The organism is Streptosporangium sp. NPDC000509 (genome assembly GCF_042898365.1).
Lineage (GTDB): Bacteria > Actinomycetota > Actinomycetes > Streptosporangiales > Streptosporangiaceae > Streptosporangium.
Genome location: NZ_JBIAYX010000015.1, coordinates 151,073 through 166,557, shown reverse-complemented (window position 1 = coordinate 166,557; position 15,485 = coordinate 151,073). Strand labels below are relative to the sequence as shown.

The window sequence follows — 15,485 nt, the reverse complement described above, 5'->3', positions numbered from 1 at the left end:
CCACGAGCCTATGCATGCTCCTCGATGATCTGATCGAGGAGCCCGTACTCCAAGGCCGCGGTCGCGGTGAACACGCGATCGTGAGCGGTGTCGGCGCGTAAGGTCTCGATAGTCTGGCCCGTGTGCCGTGACAGGATGCGCTCGATGTCTGCTCGGACACGTACCACCTCATCGGCTTGCAAGATGAGATCGGGGATCGTGCCGCGCCCCTGAGCAGCTGGTTGGTGCAGGATCACTCGTGCGTGCGGGAGAGCGGCACGTTTTCCTTCGGCGCCCGCGGCAAGAAGGACGGCACCCACCGCGATGGCCTGTCCGACGCAGGTTGTCTCAACCCGCGGACGGATATAGCGCATGGTGTCGTATATCGCGAGCATTGCGCTCGGATCCCCGCCTTCGCAGTTGATATAGAACTGTATGACGGCATCGGGGTTGTCTGACTCCAGAAAAATAAGCTGTGCGACGAGCGCGTTCGCAACGCCCGCATCAATTGCGGTTCCCAGGTAGACGATTCGCTCGGTGAGCAGGTGCGAGTAGACATCCATGATTCGCTCGCCACGAGAATCCCGGGCGATGACGTTAGGGATCGTATACGTGGTCACTGACCGACTCCTTCGGTGACGCCGAATCCGGGCCGTGGGCGACTGTGTGGCGCGATTTCGTCGAAGCTCTGGACGATTACGTCTATGAAGCCGTAGTCCAGTGCCTCTTGCGTTGTGTACCAGCGATCATGCAGAGAATCCTCGAATATGCGCTCTACGGGCTGACCCGTGTCCTCGGCGATAAGACCGAGCACCGTGTCGCGAGTATGCCGAAGGTCGCCGGCCTGCAGTTCGATGTCGACTGCGGTGCCGCCGATTCCGGCCGAGCCTTGATGCATCAGGACACGTGCGTGCGGCAGAGCGCGGCGCTTCCCTCGGGTACCCGATGACAGCAAGAATTGCCCGGCGCTGTAGGCGATACCCAGCACGAGGGTCGATACGTCACAGGGAATGAGCCGAATGATGTCACGGATCGCAAGCATCGATGGAACCGAGCCGCCCGGGGAATGAATCCACAATGCGATGTCGGTCGACGCATCCTGCGTGGCGAGTGCCATCAATTGCGTGGCGAGCAACGTCCCATTGTCGTCATCGAGAGGGCCGTCGAGAACGAGAACACGCCGCTCGTAAAGCTGATGCCTCACCCGCGCGTTGAACAGCGGAAGTTTCGATTCTTCGCTCATGCGTCCATCATGTGGAGCGATCCGGCTCGGCGTCGACACGATCTGCCTGGGGCAGATCTGCTCTGAGCAGAGAGAACTCAGTTTCCGGCCGTTCGTAACATTGCGGCCGGGAATCGACTGGGGCGAGCGCAGGGCCCCGGCGCTGATTCGCTATGTCCAGTTTCTTCAGGTTGATCAGATGTTGTAGACGACGAAGGCGTCGTTGTGATCGAGGAGGTCGCGGCAGGCGCGGGAGATGTTGACCCGGCCGGCCAGACGGATGGTGCTAATCGCCAGATTCCGGAAGCTTGCCATGGCTCTGGGCGCGCTACCCGTCCTCACCTGGGAATGGCCCTCTTTGAACATCACGTCTCTGACCCAGTTCAACCGATTTTCCACACCCCGGTGCGCGCGTTCGTAATGGTTGAGATGAGCGGGCCCGGCCGCTTCGGCGGGCAGGCTGGTGATGCCGAACACGATCTCTTTACTGGTCCAGGTGCCGTCCAGGTCACTGACGTCGCGGCCGAGCCGGAAGGCTTGCCGGGCGCCGGGAAAGAGGCTGTCATCGGCCGCGGTGGTGCGGAGGGTGCGGCGTTCGGTGCGACCGTGCCCGTGATCGTCGTCGATGGCGGTGGTGTCGCTCCAGTCGGCGTCTGGCCCGGACAGCAGGGCGTGCGCGGCGGCGCGGGCCAGCGGTTGGTTGCCCTTCACGAGGAGGATGTAGTGGGCTTCCAACTGCTCGGTGATCAGGCGGGCGGTGGTCGTGGTGGTGTGCAGCGCCTCCGGAGTCAACACCATCCCGGTGACCTCCAACTGCGGCAGCAGCGTGCGGGCGGCGGGCCCCTCGCCCTGTTTGTCGGCGACCTGGCATTGGCCCAGGATCACGCCGTGCTCGTGGCTGATCGCGCCGACCAGGAAGACGCGCCCGCCCTGCTCGGTCCGGGCAGGGCGGCTGACCTTGCCGTCCAGGGCGGCGGGCAGCAGCCCGTCCGGGATGGGGTGGGTGAGCTGCCACTGTGCCGCGCGGCGCTGTTCCCGCTCGGCGGGGCCGGGAGTGTCGGGCAGCCGTGGCGCGGGGACGTCCTGCCGTGTCACGTCGGCGACATAGCCGCTGATCGCCGCGTCCAGCGCGGCGGCGTCCAGGTCGGCCAGGACGCGGCGGAAGGTCCGTTCGCTGGGCACGGTGAACAGGCCGGTGAACGGGTCACGATAGGCGCCCAGCCGCTGCAGCACCTGCTGGGAGGTCCGGGCGGCCCACTGCCGGATCGCCGCGATGCTGTCGCTGCCGACCACGAGCGTCGCGCACGCGGTCAACGCCAAGATGACCACCAGCGGATGCCGCAGGCCGAGCGCTGATCGGGCACTGTCGCCAACCGGCCCAACAACGCCGATTCCAGCACGACCGGGTCGGCGGCCAGTTCCGCTTCCCACAACGCCAGGTCGGCAAGCCGGTCAAGACACGGGACGCAGCAGGGGCCGGTCAGGGAAGACGGGGACACGAGCGCGACTCCTGCTGCGATCTTGGGTTGGGAGACCTGAAAGATCATCAGAAGTCGCGCTCTTTCGCATGCCACCTGCCGAAACCCTCAACTGCGTCATACCGCATCAGAACTCAAGAACGCCGGGGCCCTGGGACACCTCAACGAGCAGGACTGATCCATTGGTGGGCACTACTGGGTTCGAACCAGTGACATCTCGCTTGTAAGGCGATCCGGCCGGGGGCGACCAGGACGGATACGGCCCTGACCTAGGCGTACGGTCCACGACCGTCCACCGTCGTCCGCCCCCGTCCGGGGTCGTTGTCACCCAGTTAGTCACTCATCGACTCAGAAGTTCTCGTTCCACAGATACCAGGAACCCCGGTAGTGCTCGACGTCGGCTTCGGATTCTTCCTCCTCGGGTAACCGGGGCTCCCCCTGCGGGCTCCATATGACGCCACGCTCATAGATGCCGTCCCACCCACCGGCCAGTGCGAAGCGCACGGTGTTCCCATGCCGTTCGGCCCAGGAGACATCGAACAGCCCTAGCCTTCCAGGCCCCATCTCCCAGTCTGCGCCTCCCGCCAACACCGACCGTGCGACCTTCTCGAAACTCCCCTCGGACAACGCGAACCTGGCTCTCTCCGGCTCTCCCTGGCTACCGAGCGCCAACAGCGGGATCACGATGATCAGTGGCGCCACCCAGCGCAGCAAGTTTCGCCTGACTCCCGATCTCCGCTCCGGAGCGAAAAGTTCCACAGCGAGGCGTACGAACCAGACCACGCCAAGCACGAAAAACGCAAGAAGAACGGGCAGTATCCACAGAGGGCCGGTACCAGGAAAACTCCCCGCGTACAGGAGCAAGAGGCCCAGGACCGTCAGCGAGCCGATCAGAGGCAGCCCCGGTGCGCCGATCGAACTTCTCGGGAACTGCTCTTGCAGAGTCACTACAACTCCAACCAGGATCGACCAAGGCATCTCATGATCCACTCGAATCCTATCCATGGACCCCGACAAGCACAGAGCTCCGGAAACCTGGAATTCTACTCAGGGTGACTGCCGTCTAATTCGTCACCTAGAATTCGCGCTCTCTCGCGGCTCGTCCGCCCAGACATCCCGGCCGTTGCTCCACAGCTCTGAGGCGTGGTAGCCGAACCGGTCGAACAGCCCGTCGTCCTGATACCAGGCGGGTCGTCTTAGGGTCACTGACGTGAGAGAGCGCGGGTGATGCCGGTGGCGATGGTGGTGGCCAGCACCCAGCCCGCGATGACGAGGCCGTAGGCGACCCACTGACCACCGCCAGTGGGTTGGTATGCCTTTTCCTGCCCGAAGTCGATCAGCGGGAACAGGAGATCCAAAACGTAGACAAAGGCGTTGAACGCAGGGCCCTTGCCAGGTTCAGCACGAGGCGGGTTGTTCAGAGTGAAAACGACGGCGCCGGCAATGAGCAGTATCAGGAACCACAGGGCGGCGCGGATGGGGCGGTAACCATACCCGACTGTGACGTCCTGCAGCCATCCCCAGGCGCGGGCGTGCCACGGGAGCCTGGGGTGCTGTCGCCGCTGCCGCTGCTGCTTGACCAGCAGGACGGTACGGGCGTCGACGTCGTGACCCAGTCGCCGATAGGTGGTGGCGAGCTGTTCATACGGCTGCGGCACGTATCCGTCGAGGTCGTCCTTCAGCCATGTCAAGCGTTGGGTGACGGACAACATCGGTTCCAGGGCGTCGTAGACGAGGCCGTTCTGGTGGCGTGGCGACCAGGTGGCGGGGTCGTCGTAGATGACGCCGATTCGGGCGTGTCGCAGATCGACAACACCTTCGAGCGTCTGCTTCGGGCGCAGGTACAGCTCGCGGGCCTCCAGTTGCCGGGCGACCAATGCCTGAGCGCCGGGCGCGGACAGGGTCGCGTCGGTGAGGTCCAGATGCCGACCGAGACGGGCTCCGACCAAGGTGAGCTCACCTTCGGCGGTGAAGCCGCGCCCGCATTCCAGCCCACCGCCGACGCTCGTCCTAGAAAGGTCGAGTGCCCGCCCATCGGAATTGCTGAGGCGGGCGCCATTGAAATCAGCGAACGTACCGATCCTCGCGTCAGCGAGACGAAGCGCACCGCCGGCGCGGAAACCTTCGGTGCATGACAGCCTGCCGCCGATGTTCACCCCGTCGGCGTCGAGGGCGGTTTTAGTGGACGCGTCGGGATTCGTGACGGACAGGCTCGCACCGGCCAGGTTCAGTGATCCCGCGATGCGGGCTTGGGTGAGGTTCACCCGCCCTTCGGCGATGAGCCCGCGCGCGTCGATACTTCCCTCGACCTGCAGCTCCGCGGCCTGGAGCGCGCGACCACCCGAATAGGCCAGATGGGCATCTTTCAGGCTAAGCTCCCGGTCGATCCGCGAGTCGGCCAGCCGCACCGTGCCGGTCGCGGTGAACCCGTCACTCAGGTACAGGCCACCCTCGGCGGTAATCCGGGAACCGCGAAAAGCCATCTTGCCGGGATAGTCAATTGTGGTTCCGGTGAAGCTGAACGGTCCAGTCACGCGGGCGTTGCGCAGGCTCACCATCCCAGCGACGGCCATTCCCCGGCACAGGACGCTCCCATCGGCGACCAGCCCGTCCATGTCTAGCGGCAACCCCCTTGCATCGGTAAGGCGGGCCCCATCCAGAATCATCGCGCCGATTACCCGCGCGCTGGACAGCCGGACCTGGCCCGTAGCCTGGAGACCTTTCGCGGACAGGCCTCGGCCGGTCTGGAGCCGATCACAGTCGATCGCCATGTCGGGGGCGGAGATCCGCGCACGGTTCATCGTGAGGCTTCCCGCAAGCTGGGCTCCGCGAAGTTCCAGCAGGCCGGTGGCTACGCAACCGTCCAGTCGCAAGTGCCCGTCCATGTGCACGTTGGAGGCAGACAGGCCCGGCAGGTGAGAGCCTTTGAAACTCATCTGCTGGCATCGCGCCCAATAAAGGCCCGGCTCCTGCTCAAAGAAGCAGGAGAGGAAGCGCGCCGAGTGGCAGATGGTGGAATAGGCTAGATTCATCCGTTCGGTGATTCGGGCTCCCTTGATTCGGAGAGCCGGGATTCGGTGCGACTGTGGCACCTCCTCGCTCATCAACAGCGTGGCGATCACCCGAGCGCGAATCGTCCGTTCCGTCCCCCAAACCGCACCCACCGCCGGATTGTCCTCATCCGGTTTCCCGGTTGTAAAATCGACCTCTTCCCCATGTGGGAATGCCTCCCACACCCGACGCTCGGCGTCAGACAGGTCCTCGACACGCACATTGTTCCTCTCGTACGAACATGCTCTCCCTTTGATCGCTTGATTCACATAGAGGGTTACCGAGTTGGAGAATTCGTGTTCTCTGTGCGCTCCCGCGGGTCGTCCGCCCAGACGTCCCGGCCGTTGCTCCACAGCCCGGAGGCGTGGTAGCCGAATCGGTCGAACAGGCCGTCGTCCTGATAGCGGTGCAGGTGCATCATCGGCGAGTCGTGGCCGACGAGCTTGGCCAGGTGCGGGGTCACGAGCATCTCCGAATCGAAGCGGAAGACGCTCATCGCGATGTGTTCGTCTCCGAACCTCGCCTCGATGCCGGGTACGTCCCGAACCTGCTCGATCTCCGAGAGGGTGATCCGGATGCGGGTGGAGCCGGTCAGCGGGACGTTCTCCACCTCCTCACGACGGCGGGTGACCTCGCTGTCCGAGTCCCCAATGAGAAAGCGGATCTTGCACCCCTGCTCGGCCCTGCACTTGAGGACCTTGGCAAGGTTGGGTGTTCCAGCCACAGGAAGTAGTTGGTGTACCCGGCGGAGACGCTCTCGTTGCGAGCCGAGTAAGACGCTTACGCTCGCGCAGGCTGGTTTCATCGTCGCCCTGGCGGAGCAGGCCGCCCTCCGCATGCGGGCGTACGTGGTGCTCTCGCTGCTGATCGGTGCCCGTACTGAGGAGTTGCGTGCGCTTCTCTGGTCACATGTGGCGCCTTCGACGAGAGCCGAAACGTGTGGGCACCTGCGAGATGCGGCACAGCTTCGTCTCGCTGCTCTCAGACTCGGGCGTCCCAATCGAGGACATCTCCCGGCTCGTCGGTCACCGGAACACGGTGGTCACGGAGACGGTCTATCGGAAGCAGATCCGGCCGGTGCTCATGCAGGGCGCGGAGGCCATGGACGATATCTTCGGAAGTTAGTCACTCACGTCCCGTCCTGAAGATCAGGAACGGGGCGTTTTGGCTGGTGGGCACTACTGGGTTCGAACCAGTGACATCTCGCTTGTAAGGCGAGCGCTCTACCGCTGAGCTAAGCGCCCGGGAAATCCCGTCGGACAGACGGGACAACACTTTACGCCACGTGGGGGGACTTCAGCACATCGAGAGACCACGTGGTTCCCGCGTCGGTGAAGCCGGCGGCGCGCCAGCCGAGGAGGGCCGCGCCGAGCATGCCGGCGGACATGCCCAGGGCGGCATGACGCAGGGGCGGGGCGTCGCGGAAGGCGAGGCGTTTGCCGAGCCGTTCGGCCAGGGGGTCGGACAGGAGGGGGCCCGCTTCCGCCAGGCCTCCGCCGAGGACGATGGCGGAGGGGTCGAGAAGAAGCGTGTAGGTGGCCAGGGCGAGAGAGAGTGCCTCGACCGCGTCGTCCCAGATCTCCACGGCGAGAGGATCACCGGAGGCGGTCAGGGCGGCGACCCGCTCGGCGCTGACCGAGGCGGGTGGGACGACGGTGGCGGATGAGGTGGACGGCGGAGAGGAGGGAGGAAGGGGCGAGGCAGGGGTGGAGGAGGGCTCCGGAGCGAAAGAGGAGGAAGCGGGGGCGGAAGGCGGGGATGCGGCGGCGCGGGTGGAGTAGCGGCGGGCCACTGCGGAGGCGGAGGCGTAGGTCTCCAGGCAGCCGATCTGGCCGCAGGCGCACGGTTCCCCCTCGGGGTGGACCGGGGTGTGGCCGATCTCGCCGGCCCAGCCACCGCTTCCGCCGTACGGCTCGCCCCGCAGGATCGTGGCGCCCGCGATGCCGGTGCCGATGGGCAGGAACAGGAAGTCGGAGAGCTCACGGCCGGCTCCGAGGACGCTCTCGGCCAGACCGCCCGTGCGGACGTCGTGCCCGAGCATGACGGGGACGTCCAGCGGGACGAGGTCCCCGGCCGGGACGTCGCGCCAGCCGATGTTGGCGGAGTACAGGGCCGCCTCGGCGGTGACCAGGCCCGGTACGGCGAGTCCGACCCCCTCGGGGGTGCCGCCCTCCGCGGCGGCGAGATCGTCGATGAAGGACCGGATCGTCGCGATGACCGCCGCCGGACCCCTGTCGCGCGGGGTGGCACGGCGGTCGGTGCGGATGATCTCGCCGGAACGGGTGACGAGGCCGCCCTTCATCGACGTTCCACCGACGTCAAGGGCAACAACGAAGGAGCTCATGCACCCATCCAGCGGGTCGAAGGGGCGGGACCGAGCCCGACCTTAGCGCACGCCGGGCGCGCCGGAATGGCGGGATCTCCCCCATACGGCCGAGCGCGTCGCTCGGAGGAACCTCCCGATATGGCCGGGAAACACCCGGCCCCATGGCCCCTGGAACGGCCAGGGCGTTCTCAGTGGACCCGGCGCAGGACCCTGGCCAGGGCGGCCTCCACCTCGTCGGCCAGGCCGGGCGCGCAGGCGTGGGAGGCGGTCGGCCGGTCGTCGCCCCGCGCGAGGCGTACCGCGCCGCAGGATCGGCACTCCACCTCGCCCAACCGGCAGATGAGCGCGACGGAGCCGCACGAGAGGCATGTGTCGAGGTCGACTTCGTGGGTGCGCCGGCAGTCCGGGCAGATCAGCACCTGCGTCTCGTGGCGCACTCCGCGCGTCCACGGGCTGGAGCCACGGATCGGGTCGGTCTGCCTGGCCCCGCAGGAGAAGCAGGGCATGATCGCCTCCGAGAGGTCGGACCGGCGGGGCACCTCGTGAGCGGGCGTCCGCCGGATCACCGCTTAGGGAAGGTCGGCGAGCGCCTTGCGGTACTCGACGATGTCGCGGGCCCGTGAGATCGGGTTCACGACGCGCCAGCGAACCACGCCCTCGCCGTCGATGATGAAGGTCCCGCGCTCCGCGCAGCCCTTCTCGTTGTCGAATACACCGTACGCCCGCGCGACCTGCCCATGTGGCCAAAAGTCGGAGAGCAGCGAGAAGGTGTAGCCCTTCTGATCCGCCCACGCGCGGTGGGCGAAGGTCGAGTCAACCGAGACGGTGAGAATTTTAACGTCCTCGGGCATGTCGGCGATGAGCTCGTCGCGGATGGCGTCGAGCTCGTTGCCGCAGACGCCGCTGAACGCCAGAGGGTAGAAGATCAGCACGATCTTTTTGCCCAGGTGTCCGGAAAGCTTGACCGGGGTGCCGTGCTGGTCCCTCAACTCGAAGTCGGGAGCCTGGTCACCCACCTCGATCGCCATGATCGGGGTTCCTTTCCTCGGCTGACGGCAGGCGTCATCATCCTGCCGTACGGCCCGCGCGAGCCGTACGGCAGGGCGGACCCTTAGCGGCGCGCCTTGGGCGTCGCCAGACGCGTCCCCGACCAGTCGGGGGCGGCACTGATGCTGCTGGTCTGCGAGAGACCCGCAGTGGTGGCGTCTTCCCCGATGTCGCTCGGCTCCACGTGCCCGTCCCGGCCGGCTTTGGGAGTGAGCAGCCAGATCTGGCCACCGTCGGTGAGGTTGGTCACCACGCTGCTCAGGGCGTCGAACAGATCACCGTCGCCGTCACGCCACCACAGCAGCACGACGTCGACGACGTCCTCGAAGTCTTCATCGACCAGCTCGTTACCGGTCAGCTCCTCGATGGAGTCGCGCAGATCGTCGTCGGTGTCCTCATCCCATCCGACCTCCTGCACCACCTGACCCGGCTTGAGGCCGAGTCGTTCGGCCAGGCCGCGTTCGCCCTGCGCCTGACCCGCGGTCGCGCTCACGTTTGTCCCTCCTGCTTGAATGGCCCCGCAATCACACGGTGCTCAGAGTGCTTCGGCACAGTCCACACGCTGTGACCCTCAGTCGTCAACGGTCGCCACGGCAACGACTGGGCTACGTATGAATTAGTCCGACAAAAATGACAAACGGACCTGGCGTTCCAGATTGTCGATGTTGAGATCCACGATGGCGATGGACTGCCAGGTTCCCAGTGCGAGCCGTCCGGCGAGAACCGGGACGGTGGCGTACGGCGGAATGAGGGCAGGCATGACATGCGACCGTCCATGCCCCCGTGATCCGTGCGCATGCCTCCATCTGTCGTCGGCCGGAAGCAGATTCTCCAGAGCCGCGAGCAGATCGTCGTCGCTGCCCGAGCCCAGCTCCAGCAGCGCGACCCCCGCGGTCGCGTGGGGCACGAAGACGTGTAACAGGCCGTCGCCCCCACATGACCGGACGAAGCTCTCGCACTCGGAGGTGATGTCGTGCACCCGCTCTCGGGAACCCGTTATCACCTCGATCGTCTGAGATCTCACATACCGATCCTACGATCCATCGTGAGCTGCGATGACGACCGCACCCGCTCCGGAAGACCAGGTGCGGCCCTCGCCGCCGCCCGATCTTCGTCGGTACGGGGACGGGGGCGGTGTGTCCGATTTCTGGAATGTCCCCGTATGGACCGTTCCCTACCGGGAGGAGCCGGGCAGGGCGGGGGCCAGGACGAGAGCGGAGGCTCGGGATACGCCTGCCGGATGCGGCGTTTCCGGACAGCGACGGCGGCCGCGGCACCGCTCACGGTTGGCGCGCGAATCGTTACCACTTCGGCACGGAGCCTCACGGCCGCGGCCTGTCTCCCCCGCGAGAGAGGCGCATGACAGGGCTCCGTGGAGGAGGCGATGCGAAAGATGGTGGGAAAAAGAGCGAAAGACGATACGCGAGGCGTCCGTTAGGGCACCTTCAGGAGGGATCATGCGTTGTATACGGTGAGGGTCCCGATCACGACGCCCGGGCACATCGCGCGGCAGCGAGGAGGACCCCTCCCCTTCCGGGGTCTCTCCAAGACCCTCGGGGGATCTTCGACGATCCCCTGAAGACCGTCGAAGGGCTCCCGCGGAGGAGCTCGGAAGGCTCCGGCGAGGGGTACGAAGGCAGGCCAGACAGCGGGTCCCAGATTCCCAGGGAGGGAACCTGTAAAAAAGGGGCAACCCCGATGTAACCTTTGGTGGCAATTCGTCCTACCATCGGTGGTCTAGGCCACTTTCGTATCACTGCCAGCAGGGATCTCCTGGTTACCGGGAAGTAGAGATGCACTTTCCGGGGTAAGCGACCAGGATGGAAGACGACCTACTCCAGACAAAAGTCCATCCTCGGAAGGCGAGACCCAGTGGCTTCCGGACGCCAGCGTTTCTCGATCATCAGCGACGGCCTACCCAGCCAGCTTCCTGATGTCGACCCCAGCGAGACCCAGGAGTGGCTCGAGTCGCTCGACAACGTCATCAAGACGGAAGGTCGCACTCGGGCCCGCTATCTGATGCTCCGGCTCTTGGAGCGCGCCCGTGAACACCAGGTCGGGGTGCCCGGCCTGCGCAGCACCGACTACATCAACACCATCCCGCCGGAGCGCGAGCCCTGGTTCCCCGGCGACGAGTACGTCGAGCGCCGGATCCGCGCCTACACGCGCTGGAACGCGGCCGTGATGGTGACCCGGGCCAACGCCCGCACCAACGTCGGCGGGCACATCGCCACCTACGCCTCCGCCGCGTCGCTCTACGAGGTGGGCTTCAACCATTTCTTCCGCGGCAAGGACCACGGCGAGTCCGGAGACCAGGTCTTCTTCCAGGGCCACGCCGCGCCGGGCATCTACGCCCGTGCCTTCCTGGAGGGCCGCCTCAACGAGGCACAGCTCGACGCCTTCCGCCAGGAGCTCTCGCACGGGTTCAGGGGTCTGCCCTCCTATCCTCACCCCCGCCTGATGCCCGACTTCTGGGAGTTCCCCACGGTCTCCATGGGTCTCGGCCCGATCGGGGCGATCTACCAGGCCCGGTTCAACCGCTACCTGCTGAACCGGAAGATCAAGGACACCAGCCGGAGTCACGTCTGGTGTTACCTCGGCGACGGCGAGATGGACGAGCCCGAGTCGCTCGGCGCGATCGGCGTGGCGGCCCGTGAGGAGCTCGACAACCTCACCTTCGTCATCAACTGCAACCTGCAGCGCCTCGACGGCCCGGTACGCGGCAACGGAAAGATCATCCAGGAGCTGGAGTCCTACTTCAGGGGCGCCGGCTGGAACGTCATCAAGGTCGTCTGGGGTCGCGACTGGGACCCGCTGCTCGCGGCGGACGTCGACGGTGTGCTGGTCAACAAGATGAACACCGTCCCCGACGGCCAGTTCCAGACATACTCCGTCGAGACCGGCGGATACATCAGGGAAAACTTCTTCGGCGACGACCCGCGCCTGCGCAAGATGGTCGAGCACCTGTCGGACGAGGACATCCGCAAGCTGTCGCGCGGCGGCCACGACTACCGCAAGGTGTACGCGGCCTACAAGGCGGCTCGTGAGCACGTCGGCCAGCCGACGGTCATCCTCGCCCAGACCATCAAGGGCTGGACTCTCGGCAAGGACTTCGAGGCGCGCAACGCGACGCACCAGATGAAGAAGATGTCCAAGAGCGACCTGAAGGAGTTCCGCGACCGTCTCTACCTGCCGATCCCCGACTCCGCTCTCGAGGGCGACCTCCCGCCCTACTTCCACCCGGGCGAGAACGACCCGGAGATCCAGTACATGAAGGAGCGCCGCGCGGCCCTGGGCGGTTTCCTGCCCAAGCGCGTGATGCGCGCCAAGCCGGTCACGCTTCCCGGCGACGCCGCGTACGCGCAGCTGAAGAAGGGCTCCGGCAAGCAGAACGTCGCCACCACCATGGCGTTCGTCCGCCTGCTCAAGGACCTGATGCGCGACAAGGAGATCGGCAACAGGTTCGTGCCGATCATCCCGGACGAGGCGCGCACCTTCGGTCTTGACGCGATCTTCCCGACGGCGAAGATCTACTCACCGCACGGCCAGATGTACGAGGCCGTCGACCGCGAGCTGCTGCTGTCGTACAAGGAGTCGACCGAGGGTCAGATCCTGCACGAGGGCATCAGCGAGTCGGGCTCGATGGCCTCCACGATCGCGGTCGGCTCGTCGTACGCCACGCACGGCGAGCACATGATCCCGATCTACATCTTCTACTCGATGTTCGGCTGGCAGCGCACCGCCGACCAGATGTGGCAGCTCGCCGACCAGATGGGCCGGGGCTTCCTGCTCGGCGCCACCGCCGGCCGCACCACGCTGAACGGCGAGGGCCTGCAGCACGAGGACGGCCACACCCCGCTGATCGCCTCGACGAACCCGGCCGCGGTCTCGTACGACCCCTCGTGGGGGTTCGAGGTGGCCCACATCGTCAAGGACGGCCTGCGGAGGATGTACGGCGAGGAGCCGGAGAACGTCTTCTACTACCTCACCGTCTACAACGAGCCCTACCCCCAGCCCGCCGAGCCCTCGGACCTGGACGTGGCGGGCCTGCTCAAGGGTCTGTACAGGTTCGCCCCGGCTCCGGCCGTGTCCGGGCCGAAGGCCAACATCCTCGCGTCCGGCGTGGCCGGGCCGTGGGCGATGGAGGCCCAGCGGATGCTGGCCGAGGACTGGGGCGTGGCGGCCGAGGTCTGGTCGGCCACCTCCTGGGCGGAGCTGCGCCGCGACGCGCTCGCCGCCGAGGAGCACAACCTGCTCAACCCCGACTCCGACAAGCGCGTGCCGTACGTCACGCAGGCGCTGTCGTCGGCGCAGGGGCCGTTCGTGGGCGTGAGCGACTACATGCGGGCGGTCCAGGACCAGATCGCCCAGTGGGTTCCCGGCGACTGGAGCTCGCTCGGCACCGACGGCTTCGGCCTGTCGGACACCCGGTCGGCGCTGCGCCGCCACTTCCACGTGGACGCGGCCTCGATCACCCTGGCCGTGCTCACCCAGCTGGTCAACAGGGGTGAGCTCGACCAGGAGGTGCTGGGCGACGCCATCTCCATGTATCACCTGAAGAACGGCGTGACCGAGGCCGCGGGCGCCGAGAGCAACGACACCCAGTCCATGGGAGTTTGATCGTTCCCGGGCGGGTTCTCCTTTTCCATGGAGGGCCCGCCCGGTTAGTGTTGAACGCTCCCCCCGGCGAACGATTCCAGGGGAGAGCGTTTCATGGCAATAATCCTTAGGGCGGCCGCGACGGTCACGGCCCTGTCAACCGTTCTCTCCGCCTGCGGTGGCGGACCCGGCGGGGACGGTTCCCTCCCGGGCGGACTGGTCGGAGGCGAGGTCGTCTCGGGCACGACCGACCCGACCACCACCTCCACCCCCGCGGAGGCGATCGCCTGGGGTCCGTGCACCGGGGTCAGGCGGCCCGGCGGTGAGACCCCCCAGCCCAACTCCGCGCAGCAGTGCGGGAAACTCAGGGTCCCGCTCGACTACGCCAACCCGGACGGCGACTCCATCGAGATGGCCGTCATTCGTATCAAGGCCACCGACCCCGGCAGGCGGATCGGCTCGCTGGTCTTCAACTTCGGCGGCCCCGGCGCCTCGGGTGTCGAGACCATGGCCCAGGCCGCCAAGGCGTTCACCACCCTGAACAGCCGCTTCGACCTGGTCAGCTTCGACCCGCGCGGCGTCGGCGAAAGCTCAGGTGTCCGGTGCGGCGACAGCGCGGTGATGGACAGGTTCACCTCGATGGACACCCTGCCCGCCAACGAGGAGGAGCGCGCCAGGAGCCGGGAGATCACCAAGGAGTTCGTGACGGCCTGTCAGCAGACCTCGGGCAGGCTGCTGCCCTACATCGGCACGGTGAACGCCGCCGCGGACATGGACCGTCTCCGCGCGGCCCTGGGCGAGAAGCAACTGGACTACTTCGGCATCTCGTACGGGACGCAGCTCGGCGCGGTCTACGCGACGAAATTCCCGCAGAACGTGGGACGGTTCGTGCTGGACGCCCCGCTGGATCCGAGCGTCTCCATGGCGACGCGCACGATGGTCCAGACGAAGGGGTTCCAGCACGCCTATGACGCCTTCCTGAAGGACTGTGTGAAGCAGCCCCGCGAGTGTGAGATCGGCAGCGACGCGACCATCGCGAACAAGAACGTGACGAAGCTCATGGACGAGCTGAACGACAAACCGCTCAAGGTCGGTAAGCGTCTCCTGACCCAGGGGCTGGCGGGCGTCGGCATCGCCGCCGCGCTGTACTCGAAGCTGACCTGGCCGCTGCTGGACCAGGCGCTGGGCCAGGCTATGAAGGGTGACGGTCGGATCCTGCTGGCCCTGGCCGACAGCTACAACGGCCGTCAGCCCGACGGGAGCTACACGACGCTCATGAGCAGCTTCCCCGCGATCAGCTGCGTGGACACCGCAGAACGCCCCACCCCCGAGCAGCTGAACGCGCTGGAGGACGAGACGATGAAGGTCTCCCCGCTGTTCGGCGGCGCGGGGATGGGCCTGATCTGCTCGATGTGGCCGGTTCCCGGCAACGACGAGGCGAGGCGGATCAACGCCACGGGCTCGGCGCCGATCCTGGTCATCGGCGGCACCGGCGACCCCGCCACGCCGTACGAGTGGGCTCCGAAGCTGACGGGGGAGCTTCGGACGGGGGTGCTGGTGACCTACAGGGGCGAGGGGCACGGCGCCTACCTGTCCGGTGACACCTGCGTCAAGAAGCTGACCGACGCCTACCTCATCGACGGGAAGGTCCCTGCCAGGGGGGCCGTCTGCGACGGTTCGTGACGCGGCGGGCCCGCGGGCGGGCCGCGCGGTCCCGCCTTGCCGCGCGTCGCCCGCCCTGGCGGGAGACGTCGCCCGCTCTCACGGGAGACGTCGCTCGCCC

General features: G+C 66.5%; 14 protein-coding genes and 1 tRNA gene. 2 read left to right on the top strand and 13 right to left on the bottom strand.

Annotated features, from left to right (window positions below; translation table 11 throughout):
• Positions 1 to 8: 8 nt before the first annotated feature.
• The 13 genes from ACFY3D_RS26835 to ACFY3D_RS26775 form a co-directional block, all read right to left on the bottom strand.
• Positions 9 to 599 carry a ClpP family protease gene (locus ACFY3D_RS26835; protein ID WP_389983958.1) on the bottom strand — a complete coding sequence of 197 codons (591 nt, stop codon included), beginning with the start codon at positions 597 to 599 and terminating at the stop codon, positions 9 to 11.
• Positions 596 to 1,222, bottom strand: coding sequence for a ClpP family protease (locus ACFY3D_RS26830; protein WP_389983954.1), 627 nt, complete (start codon positions 1,220 to 1,222; stop codon positions 596 to 598). The genes ACFY3D_RS26835 and ACFY3D_RS26830 overlap by 4 nt, the downstream gene beginning before the upstream one ends.
• A 174-nt stretch (positions 1,223 to 1,396) precedes the next feature.
• The gene (locus ACFY3D_RS26825; protein WP_389983951.1) at positions 1,397 to 2,521 is read right to left on the bottom strand and encodes an ISAs1 family transposase; all 1,125 of its coding nucleotides are present in this window, start codon (positions 2,519 to 2,521) and stop codon (positions 1,397 to 1,399) included.
• Complete coding sequence (locus ACFY3D_RS26820) at positions 2,512 to 2,748, bottom strand: hypothetical protein (RefSeq protein ID WP_389983948.1); 237 nt, start codon at positions 2,746 to 2,748, stop codon at positions 2,512 to 2,514. The genes ACFY3D_RS26825 and ACFY3D_RS26820 overlap by 10 nt, the downstream gene beginning before the upstream one ends.
• A gap of 279 nt (positions 2,749 to 3,027) precedes the next feature.
• On the bottom strand, positions 3,028 to 3,669 hold the full coding sequence (locus ACFY3D_RS26815; RefSeq protein ID WP_389983945.1) for a hypothetical protein: 642 nt from the start codon (positions 3,667 to 3,669) through the stop codon (positions 3,028 to 3,030).
• A 212-nt stretch (positions 3,670 to 3,881) separates the two neighbouring features.
• On the bottom strand, positions 3,882 to 5,951 hold the full coding sequence (locus ACFY3D_RS26810; RefSeq protein ID WP_389983942.1) for a hypothetical protein: 2,070 nt from the start codon (positions 5,949 to 5,951) through the stop codon (positions 3,882 to 3,884).
• A 56-nt stretch (positions 5,952 to 6,007) separates the two neighbouring features.
• On the bottom strand, positions 6,008 to 6,454 hold the full coding sequence (locus ACFY3D_RS26805) for a hypothetical protein (protein WP_389983939.1): 447 nt from the start codon (positions 6,452 to 6,454) through the stop codon (positions 6,008 to 6,010).
• Between the two features lie 445 nt (positions 6,455 to 6,899).
• Positions 6,900 to 6,974 (bottom strand) — tRNA-Val (locus ACFY3D_RS26800).
• A 32-nt stretch (positions 6,975 to 7,006) separates the two neighbouring features.
• Positions 7,007 to 8,074 carry an ROK family protein gene (locus tag ACFY3D_RS26795; protein ID WP_389983936.1) on the bottom strand — a complete coding sequence of 356 codons (1,068 nt, stop codon included), beginning with the start codon at positions 8,072 to 8,074 and terminating at the stop codon, positions 7,007 to 7,009.
• A 170-nt stretch (positions 8,075 to 8,244) separates the two neighbouring features.
• Positions 8,245 to 8,595, bottom strand: a complete 351-nt coding sequence (locus tag ACFY3D_RS26790; RefSeq protein ID WP_389983933.1) for a hypothetical protein — start codon at positions 8,593 to 8,595, stop codon at positions 8,245 to 8,247.
• Positions 8,596 to 8,625: 30 nt separating this feature from the next.
• Positions 8,626 to 9,084, bottom strand: a complete 459-nt coding sequence (locus ACFY3D_RS26785; RefSeq protein ID WP_389983930.1) for a peroxiredoxin — start codon at positions 9,082 to 9,084, stop codon at positions 8,626 to 8,628.
• A gap of 83 nt (positions 9,085 to 9,167) precedes the next feature.
• Positions 9,168 to 9,596 carry a DUF3052 domain-containing protein gene (locus tag ACFY3D_RS26780; RefSeq protein WP_329084203.1) on the bottom strand — a complete coding sequence of 143 codons (429 nt, stop codon included), beginning with the start codon at positions 9,594 to 9,596 and terminating at the stop codon, positions 9,168 to 9,170.
• Between the two features lie 123 nt (positions 9,597 to 9,719).
• Positions 9,720 to 10,127: a secondary thiamine-phosphate synthase enzyme YjbQ gene (locus ACFY3D_RS26775; RefSeq protein ID WP_389983927.1), complete on the bottom strand. Its 408-nt coding sequence runs from the start codon at positions 10,125 to 10,127 to the stop codon at positions 9,720 to 9,722.
• 848 nt (positions 10,128 to 10,975) lie between these two features.
• Here ACFY3D_RS26775 and aceE point away from each other — a divergent pair.
• Both aceE and ACFY3D_RS26765 read left to right on the top strand, forming a co-directional pair.
• Entirely contained in the window at positions 10,976 to 13,723 is a 2,748-nt protein-coding gene (gene aceE, locus ACFY3D_RS26770) for a pyruvate dehydrogenase (acetyl-transferring), homodimeric type (RefSeq protein WP_362902320.1), read from the top strand.
• A gap of 93 nt (positions 13,724 to 13,816) precedes the next feature.
• Positions 13,817 to 15,385, top strand: a complete 1,569-nt coding sequence (locus tag ACFY3D_RS26765; protein WP_389983924.1) for an alpha/beta hydrolase — start codon at positions 13,817 to 13,819, stop codon at positions 15,383 to 15,385.
• Positions 15,386 to 15,485 lie beyond the last annotated feature (100 nt).